Raw genomic sequence first — 24,752 nt, 5'->3', positions numbered from 1 at the left:
TTGAATGAAACGATCACGAATTGGAATAATCTGCAATGACTGCGCTCGACACCATAGACCGCAATATCCTGCGACTGTTGCGCCTGGATGCACGCCGGAGCAACGCCAGCCTCGCAAGCGAGGTCGGGCTCTCGCCCTCCGCCTGTCTGAGGCGGATAAAACTGATGGAGCAGTCCGGCGTCATTCGCGGCTATACCGCCCTGGTGGACACTTCGAACGTCGAGGCCACCATTGCCGTTATCATCAACATCACGCTGGACCGACAGACGGAGGACTATCTCGACCGGTTCGAGGCGGCGGTACGACGGCATCCCGAGCTACGCGAGTGTTTTCTGATGACTGGCGGATCGGACTATCTGCTGCGCGTCGAAGTTGCCAATGCCGGCGAGTTCGAGCGCATCCATAAGGAGATTCTCTCGGCCTTACCGGGGGTCTCCAGGATCCACTCGAGCTTTGCGATCCGCAACGTTCTTGCGACACGCCCCAAGGCACGTCGATAGCCCGCAATCCCGGAGCCCGCGCGGCCGTCCCTAGCAGAGCAGGAGGGAGACGGGCATCGAGCCCATCGGCCGCAAGTCGGTCGCGCAGGCAATGCGTGATTGGTGATTTGCACCGCGCTCGGCACGATCGAGCGTCCAGCGTCCAGCGTCGAGCGTCGAGCGTCGAGCGTTCCTATATGAAACAGAACGAATATTCCGAAGGTGGAAATTTGCGAATTCTGCATTCTATTTTCTCTTGCAGGTTCGTTAGCGTTCGTTTTTAATCAGTGCACTTTCGCTGCGAAAGTCAGGCGCGACTGATTGAGGAGGATCAACGCGACTGAGCACCGAGACTTGTCGTCTCAATATTGGGAGGAATCGCCATGAGAGTTTTGAAATGGACGCTTGCGGCCACATCTGCGATGTCGGTCTTCGTCGCCCCGAACGCCTTCGCGGCGACGGAGCTTGCCTGGTGGCACGCAATGACGGGCGCCAACAACGAAACCGTTGAACGGCTTGCGAAGGAATTCAACGAAAGCCAGTCGGAATACAAGATTGTCCCCGTCTTCAAGGGTACCTATGGCGAGACGCTGAACGCGGGCATCGCTGCATTCCGCTCCAAGCAGGCGCCCGCGATCCTGCAGGTGTTCGACGCCGGCAGCGGCGTGATGCTGGGCGCCGAAGGTGCCGTGGTGCCCGTGGCGGAAGTGCTTCAGAAGGGCGGCTACGAGTTCAACAAGGACCAGTACCTGCCGGGCATCGTCGCCTATTATTCCAAGGCTGACGGGACCATGCTGTCCTTCCCCTTCAACTCGTCGTCCCCGATCCTCTATTTCAACAAGGACGCCTTTACGAAGGCCGGCATCGATACCGCCAAGCCGCCGGCCACCTGGCCCGAGGTCTTCGAAGCGGCCAAGAAGATCAAGGCAAGCGGGGCGGCAAATTGCGGCTTCACCTCGACCTGGCTGACCTGGATCCAGACCGAAAACTTCTCGGCCTGGAACAACGTGCCCTACGGCACGAACGAAAACGGACTGGCCGGCCTCGAAGTGGAACTGAAGATCGACGCGCCGCTCTTCGTCGACCATTTCCAGTCGATTGCCGATCTCGCCAAGGACGGCACGTTCCGCTACGGCGGCCGCACCTCCGAGGCCAAGCAGCTGTTCATGTCGGGCGAGTGCGCGATCCTGACGGAATCCTCCGGCGGTCTCGGCGACATCGTCAAGTCGGGCATCAACTACGGTGTCGGCGAGCTTCCCTATTATGAAGGCCATGGCCCGCAGAACACGATCCCTGGCGGCGCAAGCCTCTGGGTCTTCGCCGGCAAGAGCGATGGCGAATACAAGGGCGTGGCCGAGTTCTTCCACTTCCTCTCGAAAACGGAAACCCAGGCCCAGCTTCACCAGGTCTCGGGCTACCTGCCGGTGACGCTGGCAGCCTACGAGGAAACCAAGAAGTCCGGCTTCTATGAAAAGAACCCGGGCCGGGAGACGCCGATCAAGCAGATGATGGGCAAGGCGCCGACCGAAAACTCCAAGGGCGTCCGCCTGGTCAACCTTCCGCAGGTTCGCGACATCCTCAACGAAGAGTTCGAAGCGATGCTTGCCGGCCAGAAGGATGCCAAGACCGCGCTCAGCGAAGGTGTCGTGAAGGCAAACGCTGCGATCAAGACGGCGATCGGCAACTGACCTCCAGACGAAATGTCCGCATCGCCCGCAAGGCGGTGCGGACTGGTTTTTGATGGGGAGGGGAGACCATGCAGTCCGTCGTATTTCCAAACAAGGTGCTGCCGTATCTGCTGCTGGCACCGCAGATCGTCTTGACGGTCATCTTCTTTTTTTGGCCGGCCAGCCAGGCGCTCTACCAATCGGTGCTGCGCGAGGATCCGTTCGGCCTGAAATCCGGCTTCGTCGGTCTCGCCAACTTCCGGGCGATCCTCGCCAATCCCGACTATCTGCATTCGCTCAAGGTCACTGTGGCGTTCAGTGTTGCGACAGCGCTGTTGTCGATGGCGCTCGCGCTGCTGCTCGCAACGGCGGCCGACCGGGTGGTGCGCGGGCGCAACGTCTACCGCACGCTCCTGATCTGGCCCTATGCGGTTGCTCCGGCCGTGGCCGGCATGCTGTGGCTGTTCATGTTCAACCCGGCGATGGGCACCTTCTCTTACATTCTGCGCCGCAACGGCTTTGCGTGGGATCCGCTGCTCAACGGCAACCAAGCGATGTTTCTGGTGATCGTCGCGGCAGCCTGGAAGCAGATCAGCTACAACTTCCTCTTCTTCGTCGCCGGCCTGCAGGCGATCCCGAAATCGCTGATCGAAGCGGCAGCCATCGATGGCGCCCGCGGCACCAAGCGGTTCTGGACCATCGTCTTCCCGCTTCTCGCGCCGACGACGTTCTTCCTGCTTGTCGTCAACACCGTCTACGCCTTCTTCGATACATTCGGCATCATTCACGCGGTCACCGGCGGCGGCCCCGCCAAGGCGACGGAGACCCTCGTCTACAAGGTTTACAATGACGGCTTCGTCAATCTCGACCTCGGCAGTTCGGCAGCCCAGTCGGTGATCCTGATGGTCATCGTCATTGCGCTGACGGCGTTCCAGTTCCGCTTCGTCGAGAAGCGGGTCCACTATTCGTGAGGCGCCGATGATCGAGAATCGTCCCATATCAACTGCAATCAGCCACCTGATACTCGTCATCGGGATCATCATCGTCGCGCTGCCGATCTACTATACCTTCGTCGCCTCGAGCCACAGCTCGATCGAGATCGTGCGGCCACCGATGTCGCTCGTCGTCGGAGATCACCTCGTCGAGAACTATCGGGAAGCGGTCGGCGGCGGCGTCGAGCGCGTCGTCGGCGTCAGCCTCGAGCGTCTGCTGTTCAATTCGACGGTCGTGGCGATCGCGATCGCCGTCGGCAAGATCGTCATCTCCTTCCTGTCGGCGTTCGCGATCGTGTTCTTCCGCTTTCCGCTGAAGATGCTGTTCTTCTGGATGATCTTCATCACCCTGATGCTGCCGGTCGAGGTGCGCATCCTGCCGACCTACAAGGTGATCGTCGATCTCGGCCTGATCGACACCTATGCGGGGCTGACGCTGCCGCTGATGGCTTCGGCGACGGCGACGTTCCTCTTTCGCCAGTTCTTCCTGACGATACCGGGGGAACTGGTGGAGGCGGCGCGCATCGACAATGCCGGTCCGTTCCGCTTCATGAAGGATATCCTGCTGCCGCTTTCGGCAACGAACATCGCGGCGCTCTTCGTTATCCTCTTCATCTATGGCTGGACCCAGTATCTCTGGCCGCTGCTCGTCACCAACGACGCGAAGATGAACACGATCATCATCGGGCTCCGGCGGATGATCGATTTTACCGACGCCTCGACGCCCTGGAATTATGTGATGGTGACGGCGATCCTTGCGATCATCCCGCCGATCCTCGTCGTCGTGCTGATGCAGCGCTGGTTTGTCAAAGGCCTTGTGGAGACAGAAAAGTAATGGCTGAAATTACCCTGAAGGACGTCCGCAAGACCTATGGCACGGTGGAAGCGATCAAGGGCGTTTCGCTCGACATCAAGGACGGGGAATTCGTCGTTCTTGTCGGGCCATCCGGTTGCGGCAAGTCCACATTGCTGCGCATGATCGCCGGGCTCGAGAACATCAGCGGCGGAGATATCCTGATTGGCGGGCGTCGCGTCAACGATGTCGAGCCGGCCGAGCGCGATATCGCGATGGTCTTCCAGAACTACGCGCTCTATCCGCACATGACGGTGCGCCAGAACCTTGCCTATGGGCTCAAGAACCGGAAGACACCGGCGGCCGAGATCGACCAGCGCATTGCCACGGCCGCGCGGACGCTCGAAATCGAGCCCTATCTCGACCGCAAGCCACGGCAGCTTTCGGGCGGCCAACGGCAGCGCGTTGCCATGGGGCGGGCGATCGTTCGCCAACCCGCCGCGTTTCTGTTCGATGAGCCGCTGTCGAACCTCGATGCGAAGCTGCGCGGGCAGATGCGCATCGAAATCAAGCGGTTGCAGCGTTCGCTCGCAACGACGAGCGTCTATGTCACGCACGATCAGATGGAGGCGATGACCCTTGCCGACCGGCTTGTCGTCGTCAGCGCCGGTCGTATCGAGCAGGTCGGCACGCCACTGGAGCTTTACGAGAAGCCCGCAACCACCTTCGTCGCCACTTTCATCGGCTCGCCGTCGATGAACCTGCTGCACGGTAAGAGTTTATCGGCGGGATGGACGCTCGCCTCGGATGCAGCCCGCCCGAATGGCGACTACACGCTCGGCGTCCGTCCGGAAGACATTTCGCCGATGTCAGCCGAAGCCCCGGCGCGAGCCTTCGAAGCGACGGTGCGCATCGACGGCATCGAACTGGTCGGCGCCGAAAGCCTCATACACGGTCGCCTCCAAAACGGAGACGAGTTGGTCTTTCGCGTTTCCGGGCGCGCGCGCAACGAGATCGGCGACGAGGTGAAGGTCGGGGCGAGCAGCGAAGCGCTCCATATGTTTGATGGTAGTGGGAACCGGCATGGATGATGGCCGGAAGGTCGGCGCGAGATCAGCAGAGGTTCGTTGATCTACCGCGAGCGTAGACCGTTGAATTGTTGGAGAACGTTGGAGGTTATGGTCACGACCACAGGGAGCGTAGCACTTTACCTTGTGGTCGTTTCTTTCAAGGCGTCTCGCTAAACCAGTCCGAAAGGATGCCCGCAGATTAGTTCCATAATGTACGTTATGCGACTTATGGCGCAGATTGGGTGGGTCCACGCATCGGCAGATCGTTTCCTGCCCTTCCGCAAGACCGCGATGACGCCAACGTTTCAGCTTGGGTCGTCGAGGTTGAACTGCCGCATCTCCTCGTTGTAGCCGAAGAGTTCTCCATAACGGCCCCATGCTATGACGGTGCGCACCGTTTGTTCGGCATCGTCTTCCGACATGTAATCTTCAAGTTCCTCAGAGAAGCGCGTAAAGGGTGCGTGGTGGCTTGGCCGTTCGTCGAGCACGCGCCGGATAAGGGCTGCGAGCGGGACGTAAGCTAGAAGGTGCTCGGCAAACAGGCGCTTGCGATTGTCGACTTCGGCTGCAGCAAAGCGCTGCCCCGCCTCCGTCAGCTTGACGTCCCCCGCTTCCAGCTCGGCAAAACGCATGAGCTGGAGGGCTTCGAGGATCGGAAACAGTTCGCCCGCCTCCAGCTGCAGGCTTGCAGCGAGATCGGGAAGATCAGCCTCGCCATTGAAAGGCGCCTGCGCGAGCGCTTCGATCAGGCCCGAGAGACGGTTGGTCGAAAGCCGGGGCAAGGCCATCGCTATGCCGGTCCCGGCGAAGCCGCCCGAAATGGGCTTCTCCACTTTTTCCAGCGGCGCCCGCCGTGTCATTCGCGCGTAGATGTCATCGACGAGTTGTCTGAACGCCGGGTCCAGCCGGTTGCGTGGATGGATCAGGTCGATCGCGATCTCCGCGGCAACCCGGCCGGGATTGGACGAAAAGATCAGGATCCGATCGCACATGAGCACCGCCTCTTCTATGTTGTGCGTCACCATCAAGATCGACTTGATCGGCAGACGCCCTTCGATCCAGAGGTCGATGAGGTCTGTGCGCAGCGTTTCCGCCGTCAGCACGTCCAGCGCCGAGAATGGTTCGTCCATGAGCATAAGGCTCGGATGGACGACAAGTGCGCGGGCAAAGCCAACGCGTTGCCGCATGCCGCCCGACAGTTCTTTCGGATAGGCGCTCTCGAAGCCGTCGAGGCCGATCAGATCGATCGCATCGATCGCGCGGCGGCGGCGCTCGGCTGCCGGCACGCCAAGCGCCTCAAGCCCAAGTTCGACATTCTGAAGCACGGTGAGCCACGGGAAGAGTGCAAAGCTCTGGAACACCATGGAGATGCCTTCGCTCGGGCCCGTCACCGTATGACCGCGCCAGAGCACCCTGCCCGCGGTTGGCGCAACTAGGCCGGAAACAATGCGCAGCAGCGTCGACTTTCCGGAGCCCGAGCGCCCGAGCAATCCGACGATTTCGCCTTCGGTGATCTTGAGCGCTACATCGTCGAGCACGACGAGATCAGGACTGTCGCTCTTGCTATAGGTCTGCCGCACGCCTTCCAGTTCCAGAAGCTGGTTTTTCGCGGCACGGACGGAAGAGCTTGTGGTGTCGGCCAAATCCATCTGGAACCTCTTACTCAAGACGCAGGCGGCGGCCGGAAAAGGCGTAGAGCGGCCGCCAGACCAACCGATTGAACAGGATGACGAACAAGGACATGACGGCGATACCGAGCACGATGCGGGGGTAATCACCGGCCCTCGTCGCCGCAGCGATATACGCGCCAAGGCCATGCGCCGTGAGCGTCGTGTCGCCCCAGTTCACGACCTCGGCAATGATCGAGGCGTTCCAGGCGCCGCCGCTCGCGGTGATCGCACCCGTCACGTAGTAGGGGAAAACGCCCGGAAGGATGACCTTGCACCACCAGTTCCAGCCGTGGATGCGGAACGTTGCCGCCGCCTCCTTGAGGTCGTTCGGAAATGAGCTGGCCCCCGCGATCACGTTGAACAGGATGTACCACTGGGCGCCCAGGATCATGAGCGGTGAGAGCCAGATGTCCGGGTCGAGCCCGAGGCGGACGATGGCGACGACGGCGAAGGGAAACACGATATTGGCCGGGAACGCCGCCAGGAACTGCGCCAGGGGCTGCATGCGCTCGGCCACGCGCGGTCTCAGTCCAATCCAGATGCCGATCGGTACCCAGACCAGCGTCGCAAACACCATCAGAACGATCACGCGCAGCATGGTCAAAAGTCCGAGCCCGGCGACCGCGACGACATCGGCAAAAGCAAGCTCGGTCGCGATGAACCGTGCGACCGGCCAGAAGGCGTAGGCGGCAACGAGAACGACGAACGCAAACCAGGCGCGGTCCGCCCAGGCAGTCGCCGTGGCTCCGCGCAACCGGGTGGGCACGAATGAAGGAACCGCCAGCCGCCGCTGCAGCATACGCCCGACGATCGCCCCGACCGGCACGAGCAGAACCTGCAACAACCGCGTTCTGCGCACCACGTCCAGGAGCCATGAACGCGGCGCGGCGCCGCCGGCGGAGAGTTCGACCCTGAATTTGTCGCTCCAGGCCACGAGCGGACGGAAGAGCAACTGATCATAGATGAGGATCACCGCAAACATGGTCGCCGTCGCCCAGCCGACGGCGACGAGGTCCTGCTGGGCGATGGCAAGCGCGACGTAGGAGCCGACACCTGGCAGGGTGATGGTGGTGTTGCCGACCGAAATCGCTTCCGACGCCACGACGAAGAACCATCCGCCCGACATCGACATCATCGTATTCCAGACGAGGCCCGGCATGGAAAAAGGAACTTCGAGCCGCCAGAAGCGCTGCCATGGCGAAAGCCGGAAGCTGCGGGCTGCCTCGTCGAGGTTGGCCGGCACGGTCTTCAGCGATTGGTAGAAGCTGAAGGTCATGTTCCAGGCCTGGCTGGTGAAGATGGCGAAGATCGCGGCAAGCTCCACCCCGAAGACGTTGCCGGGGAAAAGCGACATGAAGCCGAGAACGGTGAAGGACAGAAAACCGAGCACCGGCACCGACTGCAGAATGTCGAGCAACGGGATCAGCACGACCTCCGCCCGCCGGGATTTGGCGGCCAGCGTCCCATAGATCAAGGTGAAGGCGAGCGAGGCTGCAATTGCCGCCAGCATGCGCATCGTTGTGCGTAACGCATATTCCGGCAGCATGGCCGGATCGAGCGAAACGGGTGCAGTCGAAAGCGATGAGAGCGGGGCGAACGCCTCATGTCCGCCGTGGGCGATCAGGACGAGCGTTGCAAAGAACAGGCAAAATGCGAAGAAATCCCAAAAATTGGGCGCATAGCCCGAGCGCCGAACGGCTTCCATTGCGGCGTGGTGCGTGGCCATTGTTACGCCCCGTTGAACGAATGCAAGCAAGTCTCAATGCTACCGCTTCCACAATACCGTGAGCCGAACGGGCGACCGCAGACGATGTGAATTCTCGCGACTCTTCTCTCAATCCAAGCCTATCTCAGGCGATTGTGCGCTGCATGAAAGCATAGTCAAGGTGGTAACGCTGCAGGCCGAACGATCGATGATACTGTCCGTCCGAGGCGGGAGGGACGTCTCAAGAGAAGGCCAGAACCCTTTGATAAGGCGAAGGCAATCGCGGAGCTGCATCAACTGCGGATTGACAGTCGGAGGAAATGGGCGGATAGCCGGGGTAACGTTTTTAGGGCTTCAAGACGCCCTGCTCCCAGGCTTCTGCCTTTGGCAGCGCGCCGTTGACGGTTTAGATGGGCCAGGCCGGCTAGGAAGCTAGGCTCGAGGTCTCGGCCACCCTGCCCGGCACACCGGCAAGAATTCCACGCGGACAATCAGAGGACACCATGGAAACGGTAGAAATCAGCGATCGCAACGACTTTGCCCTTTGGGCCATTCAGCGCGCACAGGAAATCGTGACGGGAGAAGGCGCAGCCTTCGCAATCGCAGCCCAGGGCGCAGACGAAGAAGCCCTGTCGCAAACCGCCGCTGCCCTCGGCAAGGCGATCAGTGAGGCCATGCTCGAGGTTTTCGACGGTCTCGTCGCCTCATAAATTCAATCTGCGCCGAATTGGCTCTCGTTCCCGTCTCGCGATCCGGATTAGCGGACGGCATGGGTATGTCCCCGCGAGATCGGGATCGATTTTCAGCGTCCTCAGGCCCGAGCCGAATTGTCGAAGGAAGCCAGCGCAAGCCGGCTCCCTCCAGATTGAAGCATCAGATCACGCCGAGCGCGTCCATGGCTTCGGCGACCCGGACGAAGCCGGCAATGTTGGCTCCGAGGACGTAGTCGCCGGGGTTGCCGTATTCCTCGGCGGTCTCGGCGCAACGGTCGTGGATCGACTGCATGATAATGGCAAGCCGCGTTTCGGTCTGCTCGAACGTCCAGCTGTCGCGAGAGGCATTCTGCTGCATCTCGAGAGCCGATGTCGCAACACCGCCCGCATTGGCGGCCTTGCCAGGAGCAAACATGACCCCTGCATCCTGAAAGATGCGAACCGCTTCGGGGGTCGACGGCATGTTTGCCCCCTCACCCACTGCGATGACACCGTTCTTCACCAGGGTGCGGGCGTCCTTGCCCGTCAGCTCGTTCTGGGTCGCCGAGGGCATCGCGACATCGCAAGGAACGTCCCAGACGGAGCCGCCCTCGACATAGTGCGCCCTGGAGCCTTTCAGCCTGGCGTACTCGGATATCCGCTCGCGGCGAACCTCCTTGATCTGCTTGACCAGTTCGAGATCGATCCCGTCCTCATCGACGACATAACCGTTGGAGTCGGAGCACGCGACGATCTTGCCACCGAACTTCGCAACCTTTTCCATCGTGTAGATGGCGACGTTTCCGGATCCCGATACGGTCACGCGCTTGCCTTCGAAATCGAGGCCCTTGGTGCTGAGCATCCGCTGGACGAAGTAGGTCGCGCCGAAACCCGTTGCCTCCTTGCGCGCACGCGAGCCGCCGTAGATCAGCGCCTTGCCTGTCAGCACGCCGGCCTCATACCGGTTGGTGAGCCGCTTGTACTGGCCGAACATATAGCCGATCTCCCGGCCTCCGACGCCGATATCGCCGGCTGGAACGTCGGTATATTCGCCCAGGTGTCGGTGGAGCTCGGTCATGAACGACTGGCAAAATCGCATGATTTCCCCATCCGAACGGCCCCTCGGATTGAAGTCCGAACCGCCCTTGCCGCCGCCGATCGGCATGCCCGTCAGGGCGTTCTTGAAGGTCTGCTCGAAGCCGAGGAACTTGATGATCCCGACGTTGACGGAAGGGTGAAAACGTATCCCGCCCTTATAGGGCCCAAGCGCCGAGTTGAATTGGACGCGGAAACCGCGGTTGATCTGCACCTGCCCGGCGTCATCGACCCAAGGCACCCTGAAGATGATCTGCCGCTCCGGTTCGCAGATCCGTTCTATAAGGGCTTGTTCTGCATAGCGCGGGTGCTTGGCAATGACACGCCCCAGACTTTCAAGCACTTCGCGTACGGCCTGGTGAAATTCCAGCTCGCCGGCGTTGCGCCTCAGTACTTCCGTCAGAATTGGTTCCAGCTTCTCATCGACATTCAAGATGGCTCTCCTCATGCGCGCAGGTTCTATGCGCAGACCCTCGCGCATTATCGGAAGCAGAGCGGCAAGTGAAGATTTATTTCCCGCGACCATGCAATTCGTGATTGCCGGCCTACGCGCTGGTTTTTCATGGGAAAAGGTGCGCGAGGCGTCACTCTGATAGGCACGCCCGAGATAGAGGCGACCGTGCACGGCCGCCTCTCCGGCAACGCCCCTCCTTCCAGGGCAAAGTGCATAAGCTTCCCGTGATGAAGTAGACGTCATTCCTCGCGGAAAGCTCGAAGCATTTGGTCGGTAAACGGTTTCGTCAGATAGGAGATGGCCGTGCGCTCGTCCGTCTGGACATAGACTTCGACCGGCATACCCGGCATCAGCTTGCGGTCGCCAAGCTTGTCCACCGCCTGGGTGATGTCGACCGTGGCGAGATAGTAGGGTTGTCCGGTGGCGCGATCGATCGTCGTTGCGGCGGCGACCACACCGACCCGGCCATCGAGTTCCGGGGTGGTGCGCTGATTAAAGACGGTGAAGCGCAGGCGGCTGGCCTGGCCCGGTGCGATGCGGTCGATGTCGGCCGGTGGGATGCGGATTTCGACGGTGAGGTCGTCGTCCTCAGGTACGATCGACATCACGCTGGCGCCGGGAGCGATGATGCCGCCGATCGTGTGAACCTGCAGGTCGTAGACGAGGCCATCGACAGGCGCGCGCACGTCCATGCGCGACAGCCGGTCGCGGGCGGCGACCTCGCGCTCGCTGAGTTCGGCGATCTTCGCCTCGATGCCGACGATCTGGGTCTGGGTTTCCTTGCGGGTGTTTTGGTCGATGGCGAGCAGCTTGATGCGCAGTTCGCTGATCTGCCCGACTGCTTCTGCGATCCGCGCGACGAGTTCGCCCTTGGAGCCGTCGATGCGGGCCATCTGGCGCAGCAGGTCGCGGTGTTCGGAGACCGGCACCAGACCGCTCTTCAGCAATGTCTCGAGCTTGGCGATCTCCTTCTCGACGATTTCCCTTTCGGCGTCGCTCGAGCCGGTCTGGGCTTTGAGGCCGCGGATTTGCTCCTCGAGCTGGGTGATCTGCAGGCGCATCTGCTCTTCCTGGCTGGTGATCATCCGGCGGTTGGCCTCAAACAGCTTGAGTTCGCTGACCTTCAGCACCTCGCTGACATCGAGGCCGTCGAAAGAGACAGCGGTCTCACCATCCCGCTCGGCCTTCAACCGGGCGCGCATGGCGTAGAACTGCTGCAACTGGCCGCGCACGATCGCAAGCTCCACCCGGGTCTGTGTCTCGTCCAGGCGGATGAGCACGTCGCCCTTCCTGACCTGGTCGCCGTTGCGCACCGCAATCTCAGAGACGATGCCGCCGTCGCGGTGCTGGATGAGCTTGACCTGTTGGGAGATGGCCACCTGGCCCTGGGTGATCACGGCCCCGGAAAGCCGGGCGTGGGCGGCCCACCCACCGACGCCGAAGAGCAGGGTTGCGGCAAAGGCGGCGGAGACGACGATGCGCGAGGTGATGCCGAACTGGCTGCTGTCCTTTGCGATCTTATCTTCGGCCTTGGTGGTCCTGCTCTCGTTCTCTCTGCTGATCATGGTCTTCTCCCGGTGACGCGTGACAACTCTGGTTGATGCGGGTGGTGTGTTTGCGATTGCTTAGACGGCGTCTCTCTGCTGCTCCCCGGCCGTCTCGATGGCGCCGAGAATGAAGTCCTGCTCGGTCAGCGCGTGGCGGCCGGCGATCAGGAACTCAAGGTCCTCGTCGCGCTCGAGATCGATGACGGCGCGCACGACCGTGCGCTCGCTGTCGCTGAAAGTCTCGTGATAGAAAGTGATGCGGTTGACCGGCGCCGGGCTGCCGTCGTCGGCAAAGGGTGCAAAGGCGAGGCCGCCGATGGCTTCGGCAATCTTCGACAGATCGATGCGGTCGCCGACCTGGAAGTCGCGGATCTCATCGCGCCCCTCCCCGCCATTGGCAAGGGCGGCGAGGCTGCGGAAGACGAAGATGTCCGCCCCAGCGCCACCGGCCAGGAAGTTGACGGCATTGCTGGCGACGATGATGTCGTCGCCCTTGCCGCCGATCGCGGTTTCAATGGAACTCAGGCTGTCGTTGCCGATCTCGACGCCCGTGGCAATGCCGCGGTCGAGATCGATCACCACGGCCTGCGTCGCTGCGGAGGCATCGTAGCGATCGATGCCGTCACCGCCGTCGACGGTATCGTCTCCGTCGTCGGTGCCGGGCAGGAGAACGACGACGAAGGTATCGTTGCCGTCCTCACCCTTCAGTTCGTCGTCGCCTGCACCGCCGACGAGCACGTCATCACCGTCGCGGCCACGCAGCCTGTCGTCTCCGTTTCCGCCAAACAGCATGTCGTCGCCGCGGCTGCCGGAAATCCGGTCGTTGCCGCGCCCGCCGACGATGATCTCGAAGTCTTCGATGCGATCCTCGCCGATCTCTTCACCTTCGGCGATGCCGGCCTCCATATCGGCGAGAACCGCCTGCACCAGCGCGGATAGATCGAGCGTGTCAATGCCATCGCCGCCGCTATAGGTGTCATCGCCGTCATCGTCGGCGTCGCCGCTGCCATCGAAGGCGAGAACCACGATCGTGTCGTTGCCGGCGCCTCCGGAGACGACATCGTCGCCCTTGCCACCAATCAGCGTATCGTCGCCGGCATTTCCAGCAATCACGTCGTTGCCGTCATTGCCGATCAGCGTGTTGCAGCCCTCGTCGCCGGTGATCCGGTCGTCGCCGGAACCGCCGATCACGCTTTCGATGCTCTCGATCGTATCGGAGCCGATTTCCGTACCTGTCGCAGTGCCTGCGGCGAGATCGATGACAACCGTCTCCTGCGCGCTGCTGGCGTCGAGCGTGTCATGGCCTTCGCCACCGGAATAGTGGTCGTTACCGTCACTGGCAGGCGGCGATGCGCTGCGCGCTTCCTCGGCGGTAAGGCCGGTGACGATGACGTCGTCGCCACCTCCGGCAAGCACTGTATCCTCGCCGGAACCGCCGGTCAGCCGGTCGTTACCGGCTCCGCCGTCGACGAGATCGTTGCCGGCATCGCCATCGAGAACATCGCGGCCCTCCTCGCCAAACAGGCGATCGTCGCCAGCACCGCCGGAGAGATAGTCGTCGCCGGATTCGCCAAGCAGGATGTCGTCTCCTTCCTCGCCATAGAGATGATCGTCCCCCGCCCCGCCGAACAGGATGTCGTTGCCGCGCCCGCCAAAGAGGCGGTCGTTGCCGGCTTCACCATAAAGCGTGTCGTTGCCATCGCCGCCGAGCAGCGTGTCGTCGCCGCTGCCGCCGAGGATGATGTCGTCGGACTCGCGGCCATAGACGATGTCGTCACCGCCAAGGGCCGCGATGATGTCCTTGTGCGGCGTGCCGCGCATCACGTCGTCGCCCTCGGTGCCGCGGATCTCGTTCGCCGGCCAGTCCATCAGCGTCATCGACGCGCCATTAACGGTACGGCCGGTGCCATCCGAGACCGAATAGGTGAAGGTGACTTCGCCGAGATCGCCGCGCTCCGGCGTATAGAGCCACATGCCCTCGCCGTAGGAGCGGATAGAACCATGGGATACCGTCAGGTTGGCGATCGACAGCCCGTCGCCGTCCGGATCGACCGTGTTGGCAAGCAGGTCGTTCAACAGGATGACGGCCGAGAGGTTCATCAGGCCGTTGGCGAGCACATTGCGTCCGGTGACCACAGGCAGGCGATTGCTGCGGGCACTGCCGTCGTCGTCATCGTCACCATCGCCGGGACCGCCAGGACCACCGGGCTCGTCATCGTCGTCGTCATCGCCACCGCCGGGGCTGCCGCCGTCATCATCGTCATCATCATCGCCCCCCTCCCTACCGGGTGGCGAACTGCCGAAGGACGCCAGACCGGGGAAGTCGAAATCCAGCGGGCCGTTGTCGTTGGCGGGGCGTGCGCTTGTCTTGTAGGGCCGCTCGTCGATGAGGTCGGCTGTGGGCTGGCCGTCATCGAAGGCAAGTCGCACCGAGGAGCGCAGGCGGCCGAGCTTTGCCGGGATGGCTTCGTCCAGAAACGCCAGGTCTTGCAGCAGCGCCTGAACGTAGGCGGCGGCATCCTCGATCGCCCCGAGCGCCCCGGACATGTCGAGCACGTCGCTCGGCTGGCCGGGACCGACAGGTTCGGGATCCGGATCATGCTTTGCGGTTTCGCTTTCGCCTTCCTTGCTGCCGAACACCGAACCAAGAGCGCCGAGGAACAGCGCCGACAGCACCAGCCGCCCACGCTTGCGCTCGGGTTTTTCGGCGATCGCGTACCGGTTCATCGGCGCGATCGCCTGCTGGCTGTCGGGGCGCTTCAGGATGAGCTTTTCGTCCATGACATCCTCCTCGGCCTGCGGCCGAACCTCTCAAGGTCTCTCACTCGGCCGCCGCCGACACCCGGTGCGGCGGTTGCCCGCCAGCATCCGCGCGCCGCGTCTTTTCGACCACCAACGGCCGGGTCTTCTGCGACGGCAGGATCTCCTCCTTCGGACCGAAGGCAACCAACCGACCGCCTTGCACCAGGCCGATCATGTCGACCGTCTGCAGGGCGCTCGGGCGATGGGCGACGATGACGACGATGCCGCCGCGCTCGCGTACATTGAGGATTGCCCGGTTGAGCGCTTCCTCACCTTCGGCATCGAGGTTGGAGTTGGGCTCGTCGAGCACCACGAGAAAAGGGTCTCCATAGAGTGCGCGTGCCAAGGCGATGCGCTGTCTCTGGCCCGCGGACAGGGCGGTTCCATGGGGACCAAGCTCGGTCTGGTAGCCGTTCGGCAGATGCACGATCATCTCGTGAATGCCGGCGGCCTTGGCGGCGCGGATGATCGCCCGCGCATTCGGCGCTTCGGCGAAGCGCGAGATGTTGTCGGACACGGTGCCATCCATCAGCGCCACGTCCTGCGGCAGGTAACCGACATGCTGGTTGAACAGCCCTTCCGGCCACTGGCTGAGATCCGCGCCATCGATGCGCACGGCACCGCGCAGCACCGGCCAGATGCCGAGTATGGTGCGGGCGAGTGTGGTCTTGCCGCCACCCGACGGGCCGATCAGCCCCACGGCCTGGCCCGCCTTCAGCTCCAGGCTCACCTCGCTCAGAAGCACAGCACCTGTCGAAGGCGCGACCGTCGTCACCTTGTCGAGGCTAAGGCTCTGCTGCGGCGCCGGCAGGTCGAGATTGCCGCTGCGTTCATCAAGCACGCCGAGCGTCTCGTTGAGGCGGTGATAGCTGCGGCGGGCGGCAACGACGCCCTTCCACTGCGCGATTGCCAGGTCGACCGGCGCCAGCGCTCGGGCGGTCACGATCGACGAGGCAATGATCGAGCCGGCCGACATCTGTCCGCGGATCGCCAGATAGGCGCCGAGCCCGAGGATCGCCGATTGCAGGATCATGCGCAGCACCTTCGACAGGCCCGACAAGGTGCCGCCGATATCGGAAGTTTTGGTCTGACAGTCGAGGTGGCGGCGGTTGGCCTTCTCGAAGCGCGCCACGGCCCGGCCGGTCATGCCCATCGCGTGCAGCACGTCGCTGTTGCGGGCATTGCTCTCGGCAATCGAACTGCGCGCCACCGAGGCCTTGATCGTCGGGCTGGAATGGCGCCGCGTCATAACTTCGGCGATCAGCGTCAGCAGCGCCAGAACCAGGGCGCCACCGAGCGTGAGGTAGCCGAGCATTGGATGCAGCAGCCAGACGAAGGCGAGATAGATCGGGATCCACGGCAGGTCGAACAGCGCCACCGGGCCCTGGCCGGCGAGAAAGCCGCGCAGCGTGTCGACATCGCGGCCGCGTTCGGTCGCCTCCGCCGTCGAATAGCCGAAGCGCGGCATTTCGATCACCACCTTGTGGGCGAGCGGTGCCAGTTCCGCGTCGAGCCGGGCGCCGAGACGCACCAGGATCTGCGAACGGATGACGTCGAACAGACCCTGGAACAGGTAAAGCCCGACCGCCAGAACCGAAAGCGCTACCAGTGTCGAGATGCTGCCGCTGGTCAGCGCCCGGTCATAGATCTGCAGCATGTAGAAGGCGCCGGTCAGCGCCAGGATGTTGATGATGCCCGATAGACCGAAGAGATAGATGAGGATACCGCGCATGCCGCCAATCTTGTGTTGCGGCTCTTTCTTCTTGCTCATGATGAGAACCCCTTTTGCCCGCCCCGCATTCCATCCCGGTCGGCCTCAGCCGACCGGGATTTTTTGCTTCATGTTCAGGAGACGCCGTTGAAGTCGGCGACCTTGAGGTTGTGGGTGCCGTCGAGCGTCAGTGCGAACTCGGCATCCGGGTCGCCATCGACGCTGCCGCGGATCACGGTTACGTCCGCACCGTCGCGGGTCTCGTGCGTGACCACGATCTGGCCAGCCCCTGAAAGCGTCGTGCCGCTCGAGAGCGTGAAGCCCTGCTTGCCGGCCTGCCCGCTGTTTGCATCGATCGCCGAGAAGTCGATCCGGTCACCCGGCGAGAAGCCGTAGATCGTGTCGCCGTCGGCCGCCGCCACCGAGGTGAAGCGGAAGACGTCGTCGCCAAGGCCGCCGTCCATGATGTTGACGGCTGTCGAGGCGGTGATCTCGTCGTGCCCCGAACCGGCGATGATGTTCTCGAACCCGTAGATCGTGTCGGTGCCGACCTCGGCCCCCACTACCTGGCCGCGCCCCATGAAGCCGTTGCCGAGATCCACCTTGAGGTTGCCGGTCGCCACCGAATAGTCGAGTGTGTCGACGCCATCGCCACCCCAGTAGCTGTCGGAACCGTCGTTGAGCGTGGCAAGCACGGTGTCGTCCCCGTCACCGGCCCAGACCTTGTCCGCCCCGGCGCCACCTTCGATGATGTCGTTGCCGGCATCGCCGTAGAGAAGATCGTCGCCGCCATTGCCGAACAGCGTGTCAGCACCGGCCCCGCCATGGATCTCGTCGTTGCCGGCTCCACCGGAGGCGACATCATCGCCATCTCCGCCGGACAGCATATCGTCGCCATCCTCGCCGCGCAGCACGTCGTTGCCGTCATCGCCCGACAGAATGTCGGAGGCTGCGCCGCCGAGCAGGATGTCGGAAGCCGCGCCGCCCAACAGCACGTCCGACGCCGAGGTGCCGACCAGGGTGCGGGCTGCAACCGGCAACGGCGCGCCGTTGCCATCGCCATCGCCCGATCCGTCGTCCGTACCACAGCCCTCGTCGTCCCCGTCGTCGTCCGAGCCACCATCACCGCCGTCATCATCATGATCATCATCGTCGTCGTCACCGGCGACGAGGGTCGGCGTATCGCCGCCGAAGGTGATGGAATGCCCGCCATTCGAGAGCGTCGTGGTGCCGTCGCCGTTGTCGGTTTCCTCGTAGCTCGCCGGGTCCGCGCCGACGGGGATTTCGATCACGTCCTGGGGACGCAATGCACCGACGATCGTGTCCTGGCCGCCGTTGCTGCGGAAGACGATGCGGTGGGCCGACGACAGGCTCGAAATATCGACCACATCGTTGCCGGCGGACCCTTCGATCGTGATCGTCGAGTAGTTCAGGCTGGTCGTGTCGAAATTGCCGATGACCTGGATCGTGTCGCCCGCGCTTGCGCCCCCGTCCGGTCCGCCATTGTTATTGTTATTCGACACGTTCAGCGTGTTGACGCTGATCTCCTCGATGTTGTCGAGTTCGGCAATCACGCTTTCGGTACCGTTGACTGTGCGGGTGATCACGATCTCCGTCGATGCAAGGAAGGTCGTGTTCAGGCTTGTTGCCAGACCGGCATTCTGCCCGGCGGTAACCGCATAGATGCGGAACAGTTCGGCTCCCTGAACTCCGTTCAGAGTGTAAGTGTCACTGCCGGCGCCGCCATCGATGATGTCGCGTCCCTGGTTGCTGGTTTGGTTGATGTTGTCGTCGCCGCCGCCAGCAAAAATGATGTCGTTGCCCGCGTTGCCGTTCAGCGTGTTGGCGGCATTGTCGCCGACAAGTATGTCGTTGCCGGTCCCGCCGTCGATCGGTCCGCCGGTGTCGCGGACCACATCGACGGTTGCCGTATCGGTTCCCGTACCGCGGTAGGTGAAGGAACCACCGTTGGTGAGCCCGTTGTCGGTAACCGTGACACCGTTCGGGCCAAGGGTGGCCGCGACGCTGTTCGTTCCTGTGATGGCCGAGATCGCCAAAGGGCTGTCGAGATCGGTATCGTTGGCAAGCAACGCCCAGCTCGGAATTGTGAACGGGTTGCCATTGGTCCAGTTCGTCACGATGCGATCGTTGTTGGCGATCATGGGGTCGTCCACGGCAACCACGCTGATGGTCGCCGTCGCGGGCTGGCTGTCGCGGATGCCATCGTTCACCGTCACCTCGATCGTCCGGGGCGTCGTGCTCGGATTATCGGAGGAGTTGGAGAAGCGAACCGAGTCCAGCGCGCGTTGGTAATCTGCGGCACTCGCCTGGCCCGTGAGCTGCAGGACGATTTCACCACCAATTATCGCTCGCGTGACCGCGATAGCGGCGGGGCGCCCGTTCGCCGTGGTCGCCGTCAGTACGTCGCCGGCCGCCATGTTCTTCAGAACGACGCGGGCCGAAGTGATCATCTCGTTTGTGGCAATGCCCGACAGACTGGAGATGCCGACGGCGGCCTGGTTTTCGGTGAACGTGCTGCTCCAATTGTTCGTGCCGTCGTCCACGGGCGTGGTGTATTGAACGTTCACATTGTCGATCAAGACAGACTCGGCGTTGCTGTTCACTCCGCTGAAGACAAAGCGGATGGCCGACGAGGCCGAGAAGGGGCCGGCAAGCGCGAGGTTGGCGCTTCCGTCGTTGGCGTTACCGTCGATCGTGCGGATTGTGGTGAAGGTGATGCCGTCGCTCGAATACTGCACCAGAAGGCTTTCGCCGTTGTCGAGACCGGTTTCTTCATAGTCGAAACTCAGTGTCGCAGTGCCCGTGCCGACCATCGAAAGATCAACGGTCCGGGTGATCGTCGCGCCCGCCGGTGTCGAGCCGAAACCGGTGTCCTGCCGGAATTCAAGCTGGCCGCCATTAATGCGGATTTCGCCCGTGGTCGCCACGTTGGTCGTGCGGTCTCCCGCCTCCGTCCATGCCGAAGTCCAGGCCGCCGATCCGTTGGAATTGGCGTAGTTCGCTGAGCCGAAGGCGTCGCGATAGTTACTGCTGTCGAAAGCGTGCAGGTCGAGCGACGGACCGCGAAGGTCGAGAACCCGATCGGCAAACTGGATGCGTTCGATGTTGAAGAGGCGGTCCGTCCCCTCCGCTTCGAGATTGCGTCCGGTCACCGGGTCGATGACGCCGGCGGTCGGGTCCGTATGGGCGACCGTCACGCTGCCGTCGGCGTTGAAGGTGACCTCATAGTTCTCGAAGTTGTCGTAATAGACGGCCGTATCGACATCGCCGGCCTTACCGCCGTCGACGATCTCGCGGACGACCTGCAACTGGCTCGGCTTGATCTCGCCCGAAAACAGACGGCTCTGGATGTCGGCGATCGAGTCGACGCTGAAGGCCGACCAGCCCTGGCCTTCACGCGGCGAGACGAGGATGCGTACGTTCAGCCACTTGTCGCCGTCGATGATGTCATTGCCGCCCATGCCGCGGATCGTGTCCGAACCGCCGCCGCCGAGGATGATGTCCGACCCGTCGGACGTATCCATGACGGCGACCTCCTTTGCTCCCGCCGGGTTGATCGGAACGCCGTTCGCATCGAGGTTGTGCGGATTGTAGAGGTCGAAGCGCTGGAGATGGGCGACGAGCTCGCGCAGGCCTGCGATCCGGTCGACATTCTTTTCGAGCAGCGCGTTCGAGAAGCTCTCGATCGGCGCATCGGCGTCGACCTGGGCGGCATTGCCGTTTGGATCGTACCCGCCGATGACCACGTCGCGGCCAGTGAGGGTATCGTTGCGATCCCAGCCGGAGAGCCCTTCGACCAGATCATAACGGTCGCGCAGGATGTTGTTCTGCTGGTTGACGAAGATGCTGATGTTCATGTTCGCATCGGCGTCGTAGTTGTTGTTCTTGAACGTGGTCCAGTCGAAGCCGGCCATGCCGTTCGAACGGTTGATGCCGATACCCTGAACCATGATGTCGTCGCCGGATTCGGCATCGAAATCGGTGTCGTTCTCGCCGGCGATCATCACGTCATGGCCGATGATGCGCGAGTTGAAGAACAGTTCCGAATTGTCGCCCGTGAGCGTCGTCATGTTGCCCTGGGCTTCCATCCAGTCGTCACCCTCGTTGCCGAGAATGGCGCCGCCGCCGCCGGTGGGTGCGCGGATGAAGTCGTTGCCCTGGCCGCCGGAAAGCGTCTTCTGATCCTCGCCGCCGGCCAGCACGTCGTTGCCGTCGCCGCCGAAGATCAGATCGAGGCCCATGCCGCCGTTGATGACGTCGTCGCCCGCTTCGCCCTTGATCACGTCGCTGGCGCCGATGTCGGTACCGCTATCGGTGATGATGTCGTCGCCGTCGCCGCCGTGCAAATGGTCAACGCCGAAGCCGCCCTCGATGCGGTCATCGCCCCCCTCGCCCCAGATCGTGTCGTCGCCGGCCCCCCCGATCAGGGTTTCGCCTGTGTTCGTGCCGCCGAGCACGACGTGCTCTTCGCCGGTGAAGCGCAGGTAATTCGTACCGCGGATAACGAGCGAATCAGTGCCCGTAACCGCGGAGATCACGTCGGCCTCGCGGGTTGGGTCGGCATTGCCGAGCCCATGGTTCCACTGCTTGGTCTGATCCATCGTGATGATGTAATCGGCCGTCTGGAAGGCCGAGCCATTGATATGGAGGCCGCTGTCCTCGGTGTCGGTGTTGCGGCGGATGAGGTCGGCGAAGCTGTCGGCCTCGAGCTCGTTGAGCAGGTTATGCCCTTGCGTACGGCTCAGATAGTAGAAGCGGTCGGCGTTCTGGAGGTTCTGGATCTGCAGCTCGAAGACGAAGGTGAAGGTCGAGCCCAGCATGCCGCCGAAGGGCATCAGTGCTTCGGCAAGGCCACCGATCCAGAAGTCCACCTTGTTGAGGCCGGTTTCCCGCGTTGCCCATGCGCCGGTGGAGTTCAGATAGTCCAGTCGCGCCTGGCGCTCCGCCGCCGTTTCGCCGGTCGTGCCGAAAACGAGATCCCAGGCAGCATCCCGCTTGGCTTCAGCCGTGGTGGCAGCGACGATCGATTCATGGGTGCCGTAAGCGGCGATGAAATTGACGATCGAAAGCGGGTTCTTGATGTGCAGGGCGAAATCCGCCCAGCTTTCATAGGGCTTGAGGTAGCTGTCGTTCGTCTGTTCGTAGATCTGACGCCGCGCCTCGTTGAGCGAAGGAATGCCGGTTTCGCGCGCTCGGGTGATGTTGACCGCCGCAAGGTCCAGCGGCAGGCCGACGAGGTTGTTGCGCAACGCGCTTGTCATGAACTCGTCGATTTCGTTGCCGACCTGCTGGGTCATGCCGCGGATGATGGCGCCGGAGGCAGCGTGCGCATCGACACCCGCGTTGTTGAACGCCAGCGGGTTCAGGAAGGCTTCGATCAGGCCGAGTTCTTGCGGTGTTGCAGCACCTTGAGCGTTCAGCGTGAGCATCTCGACGTTTTCGGTAAGCATCGAGTGGCCGAAGCGATAAACGACCTGGGCGAATTCTTCGAAGATCGCGCCGTCGAGTTCGACGGAATGCGAGAACACGAAGGCATCGATTTGCGGCGCGACAGCGCGGACGAACTCCTCGAAGACGAGGTGCTGATAGACCATTTCCGTCGAGAAACGTGCCGCCTGGAAGAGACGCTCGCCATCCCAGACAAGGCCCGCGGAACTGGTCGGGAACGTGGTCACGTCGACCAGCAGCCACTCGTTGAGCAGCGCCAGGTCTCCTTCGGCCAGCACCGTCGCCTTGATCGCGCTGACCTGGCGGTTGTGCTCGCTATGGAAGACCGAATGGGTCGCCGTCAGCGCGATGTTCTCGTTGCCGCGGCCATCGCCGACGACGAAGTGGGCGTCGAGCAGTTCGTCGTCATAGGTGACGTTGACGCCGAACGCGTTCGGAAGGATCGGGTTGCCGGCAACGTCGTCGTCGTCCGCAACAACGGCAACGGGCGCGGTTAGCGGGTTCCGGTCGTGATCGACCGGGCCGCTCGGTACGGCGCTATGGGCGATGTCGTTGAGGAAGGCACGGCCGGCGCTCAGCGCTGTGACGCCATCGAGCGGGTTTGCAAGATTGCCCTCCACAGGTCCGTTGACGGTGATCATCAGCGGCAGGCCGTTGGGTCCGCGAACGAATTCACCGTAGAGGTCCGTCACCAGGAGCGGCACGCTATGGACGTTCAGGTCGCTAAGCTCGATGCCGAGCAGGTCCCTTGCCTGGTTCTTGATGTCGGCCCAGGTCGGCGGCCCGCCGGTTGCGCCCTGCAGCATCTCGCCCGTTGCCAGGGGCTTGCCGTCCACCAGCACATACTCGCGCAGGAAGACCTGATGCGACGGATTGGACGTGTAGACCTGGTTGAGGTCGATCCACGGCGTGGTCTCGTTTTGATGATCGCGGATGTCGTCGGCCGTACCGAGCTGACCGTCAGGACCGGGATCGTTGGTCGCGCGGGTGAGGACCATGAAATTGGTCTGGCTACCCACGACGTAGAGCGGATCGTCCGGCTGCAGCGGAATGATGACGTTGCCGCTGCCCCCCTTCGAGGTCAGATCAAGGCCGTGGTCGAAAAACTGGCCGAAGATGGTCATGAAGCCGTTGAACGAGGCGGTGTCCCCGAGGTCGGCGGCGACGTTCTTGATGAAGACGTTGTCGCCATCCATCGTCACCCCGTGAGAGGAAAGCTCGTCGATGACGGCGGCATCGGCCGCGGCGGCCGCAGCTTCGGCGGCTGCCGTCGCCGCACTTCCGGTCGGAATTGCGTCGCGCACGGCAATCGCATCATTGAGCGCATCCGTCGCGTCCGCGAGATCCCCGGCTGCCACGCCCAGGGCCGCATCCGCGCTCGCGAGTACCGAAGAGGCGCTTGCCGCAGTGCCCTGGGCACTGTCGACGGCGCTCGCCAGGTTTTGTTGCTCGGCCACCGCGTCCTGCAGGGCGACCACTGCCGTCGTGTGCTCTGCCTGCGCTGCCGTCAGGGCAGCCGAAGCGTCTTCCAGATTCTCGACCGACAGATTGTAGGCGATTTCGGCATCTTCCCGGGCATCCACGGCCTGGATGTAGAGCACGCTGTTTGCCGGCGTTGGATTGTTCTGGAACGCCGTAAGGGCGGCGCTCTCCGCCTGCTCGGCCAGGGCAAGATTGGCAAAGGCGACGTTGCGTGCATCGGTCGCGTTCGAGACCGCCGCCGCGGCAGCCTGGCTGGCTGCAAGTGCCGTGGCCGCACCCGCCTGGGCGCTTGCGACCACAGGCGCATGGGCATCGCGCGCCGCAATTGCCGAGGCCAGGGCAGCATTGGCGCTTGCGAGTGCCTGCGCCGCTCCCGACTGTACGACCACGGCCGCGTCATAGGTCGCCTGCGCCGTTGCTTGCGCTGCCTGGGCGTTGGCGACGACGACATTGGCGGCAGCGACCGCGGCAGCGGCATTCGCAGCAGCGGTCGCGACTGCGGCATGCGCCGCCCGTGCGACGGCCTGGAGATCCATGACCGTGCGCACGATACCGAGGGCTTCCGCCCCCTTGATATCGACGGACGCAAGCGCTCCGGCTATCGCTGCCGGATTGTCGAGCGACTGGTCGGCGACGATGTTGGAGATCAGCCGAGGCTGGCTGTCGTAAACCGTACCCGATGGATCGGCGTAACTCGTCTGCTGTCCGTTGCGCGGGTTGATTTCGGCCGGCGCGTAGTTCGGCGTGAGCAGGCGCACCATCGTCTGGTCCGACGAGCCGAGATGGGTCATGTTCGGCTGGAAGTTGTTGTACGAGCCGTCGACCGTACGAAGGCCGTATGGAAGGAGCGGGTTGGAAACAAGCTCTGCAAGGGCAGCGCGCGGATCGGCGCCGCCGTCGATAGCCGCCGTATGGGCTTCTGCGATCTTGATCTGCTTCAGGATGAAGTCGAGGTCGTTCCGGTTAAGCTTTACCATTTTTCCCTCCATCGGAGCACCCCGCGGTCGCGGTCGCCCGTTTTCAAACAAAGTTCCACCGTCCGGCGGTGAGGCTGTCCTCCGCGGCGCGCCGGTTGCTTTTCGTGTCTCGTTGGTGAGCCGAATAGGCCTTTTGATGCTCGTATG

At 62.8% G+C, this 24,752-nt stretch carries 13 protein-coding genes; 6 read left to right on the top strand and 7 right to left on the bottom strand.

Annotated elements, in window-relative coordinates; genetic code table 11:
* The first annotated feature begins 35 nt into the window (after window positions 1-35).
* The 5 genes from ACIQUG_RS14055 to ACIQUG_RS14035 all read left to right on the top strand — a co-directional run bounded on the left by ACIQUG_RS14055 (window position 36) and on the right by ACIQUG_RS14035 (window position 5,022).
* Complete coding sequence (locus ACIQUG_RS14055; RefSeq protein ID WP_043612509.1) at window positions 36-500, top strand: Lrp/AsnC family transcriptional regulator; 465 nt, start codon at window positions 36-38, stop codon at window positions 498-500.
* Window positions 501-862: 362 nt separating this feature from the next.
* Window positions 863-2,167 carry a sn-glycerol-3-phosphate ABC transporter substrate-binding protein UgpB gene (ugpB, locus tag ACIQUG_RS14050; RefSeq protein ID WP_402322510.1) on the top strand — a complete coding sequence of 435 codons (1,305 nt, stop codon included), beginning with the start codon at window positions 863-865 and terminating at the stop codon, window positions 2,165-2,167.
* Between the two features lie 68 nt (window positions 2,168-2,235).
* Window positions 2,236-3,117, top strand: coding sequence for a sn-glycerol-3-phosphate ABC transporter permease UgpA (ugpA, locus tag ACIQUG_RS14045; protein WP_043612503.1), 882 nt, complete (start codon window positions 2,236-2,238; stop codon window positions 3,115-3,117).
* Between the two features lie 7 nt (window positions 3,118-3,124).
* Window positions 3,125-3,973, top strand: coding sequence for a sn-glycerol-3-phosphate ABC transporter permease UgpE (gene ugpE, locus ACIQUG_RS14040; protein ID WP_205236534.1), 849 nt, complete (start codon window positions 3,125-3,127; stop codon window positions 3,971-3,973).
* A complete protein-coding gene (locus ACIQUG_RS14035) occupies window positions 3,973-5,022 on the top strand; it encodes a sn-glycerol-3-phosphate import ATP-binding protein UgpC (protein WP_402322505.1) in 1,050 nt (349 codons plus the stop codon). Before ugpE ends, ACIQUG_RS14035 begins: the two co-directional genes overlap by 1 nt.
* 284 nt (window positions 5,023-5,306) lie before the next feature.
* On the opposite strand, the gene ACIQUG_RS14030 is transcribed toward ACIQUG_RS14035, so the two are convergent.
* Complete coding sequence (locus tag ACIQUG_RS14030; protein ID WP_402322502.1) at window positions 5,307-6,650, bottom strand: AAA-associated domain-containing protein; 1,344 nt, start codon at window positions 6,648-6,650, stop codon at window positions 5,307-5,309.
* 10 nt (window positions 6,651-6,660) lie between these two features.
* Window positions 6,661-8,397 (bottom strand): ABC transporter permease, encoded by a 1,737-nt coding sequence (locus ACIQUG_RS14025; protein WP_402322499.1) that lies wholly within the window; start codon window positions 8,395-8,397, stop codon window positions 6,661-6,663.
* Between the two features lie 482 nt (window positions 8,398-8,879).
* Between ACIQUG_RS14025 and ACIQUG_RS14020 the strand changes: the two genes are divergently transcribed.
* On the top strand, window positions 8,880-9,086 hold the full coding sequence (locus ACIQUG_RS14020; protein WP_043612491.1) for a hypothetical protein: 207 nt from the start codon (window positions 8,880-8,882) through the stop codon (window positions 9,084-9,086).
* A 163-nt stretch (window positions 9,087-9,249) separates the two neighbouring features.
* Here ACIQUG_RS14020 and gdhA read toward each other — a convergent pair whose 3' ends face one another.
* The 5 genes from gdhA to ACIQUG_RS13995 form a co-directional block, all read right to left on the bottom strand.
* Window positions 9,250-10,596, bottom strand: a complete 1,347-nt coding sequence (gene gdhA, locus ACIQUG_RS14015) for an NADP-specific glutamate dehydrogenase (RefSeq protein WP_402322496.1) — start codon at window positions 10,594-10,596, stop codon at window positions 9,250-9,252.
* Window positions 10,597-10,856: 260 nt separating this feature from the next.
* Entirely contained in the window at window positions 10,857-12,182 is a 1,326-nt protein-coding gene (locus ACIQUG_RS14010) for an HlyD family type I secretion periplasmic adaptor subunit (RefSeq protein WP_402322493.1), read from the bottom strand.
* A 60-nt stretch (window positions 12,183-12,242) separates the two neighbouring features.
* Entirely contained in the window at window positions 12,243-14,945 is a 2,703-nt protein-coding gene (locus tag ACIQUG_RS14005) for a calcium-binding protein (RefSeq protein ID WP_402322490.1), read from the bottom strand.
* A gap of 40 nt (window positions 14,946-14,985) precedes the next feature.
* Window positions 14,986-16,737, bottom strand: coding sequence for a type I secretion system permease/ATPase (locus ACIQUG_RS14000; RefSeq protein ID WP_043612487.1), 1,752 nt, complete (start codon window positions 16,735-16,737; stop codon window positions 14,986-14,988).
* A 74-nt stretch (window positions 16,738-16,811) separates the two neighbouring features.
* Complete coding sequence (locus ACIQUG_RS13995) at window positions 16,812-24,605, bottom strand: peroxidase family protein (RefSeq protein WP_402322486.1); 7,794 nt, start codon at window positions 24,603-24,605, stop codon at window positions 16,812-16,814.
* Between the last annotated feature and the right edge of the window lie 147 nt (window positions 24,606-24,752).

Origin of the sequence: Ensifer sp. NPDC090286 (genome assembly GCF_044769565.1) — a bacterium.
Classification (GTDB): domain Bacteria; phylum Pseudomonadota; class Alphaproteobacteria; order Rhizobiales; family Rhizobiaceae; genus Ensifer.
The sequence above is the reverse complement of the archived record's forward strand: the minus strand, read 5'-3'. Positions and strand labels throughout refer to the sequence as shown.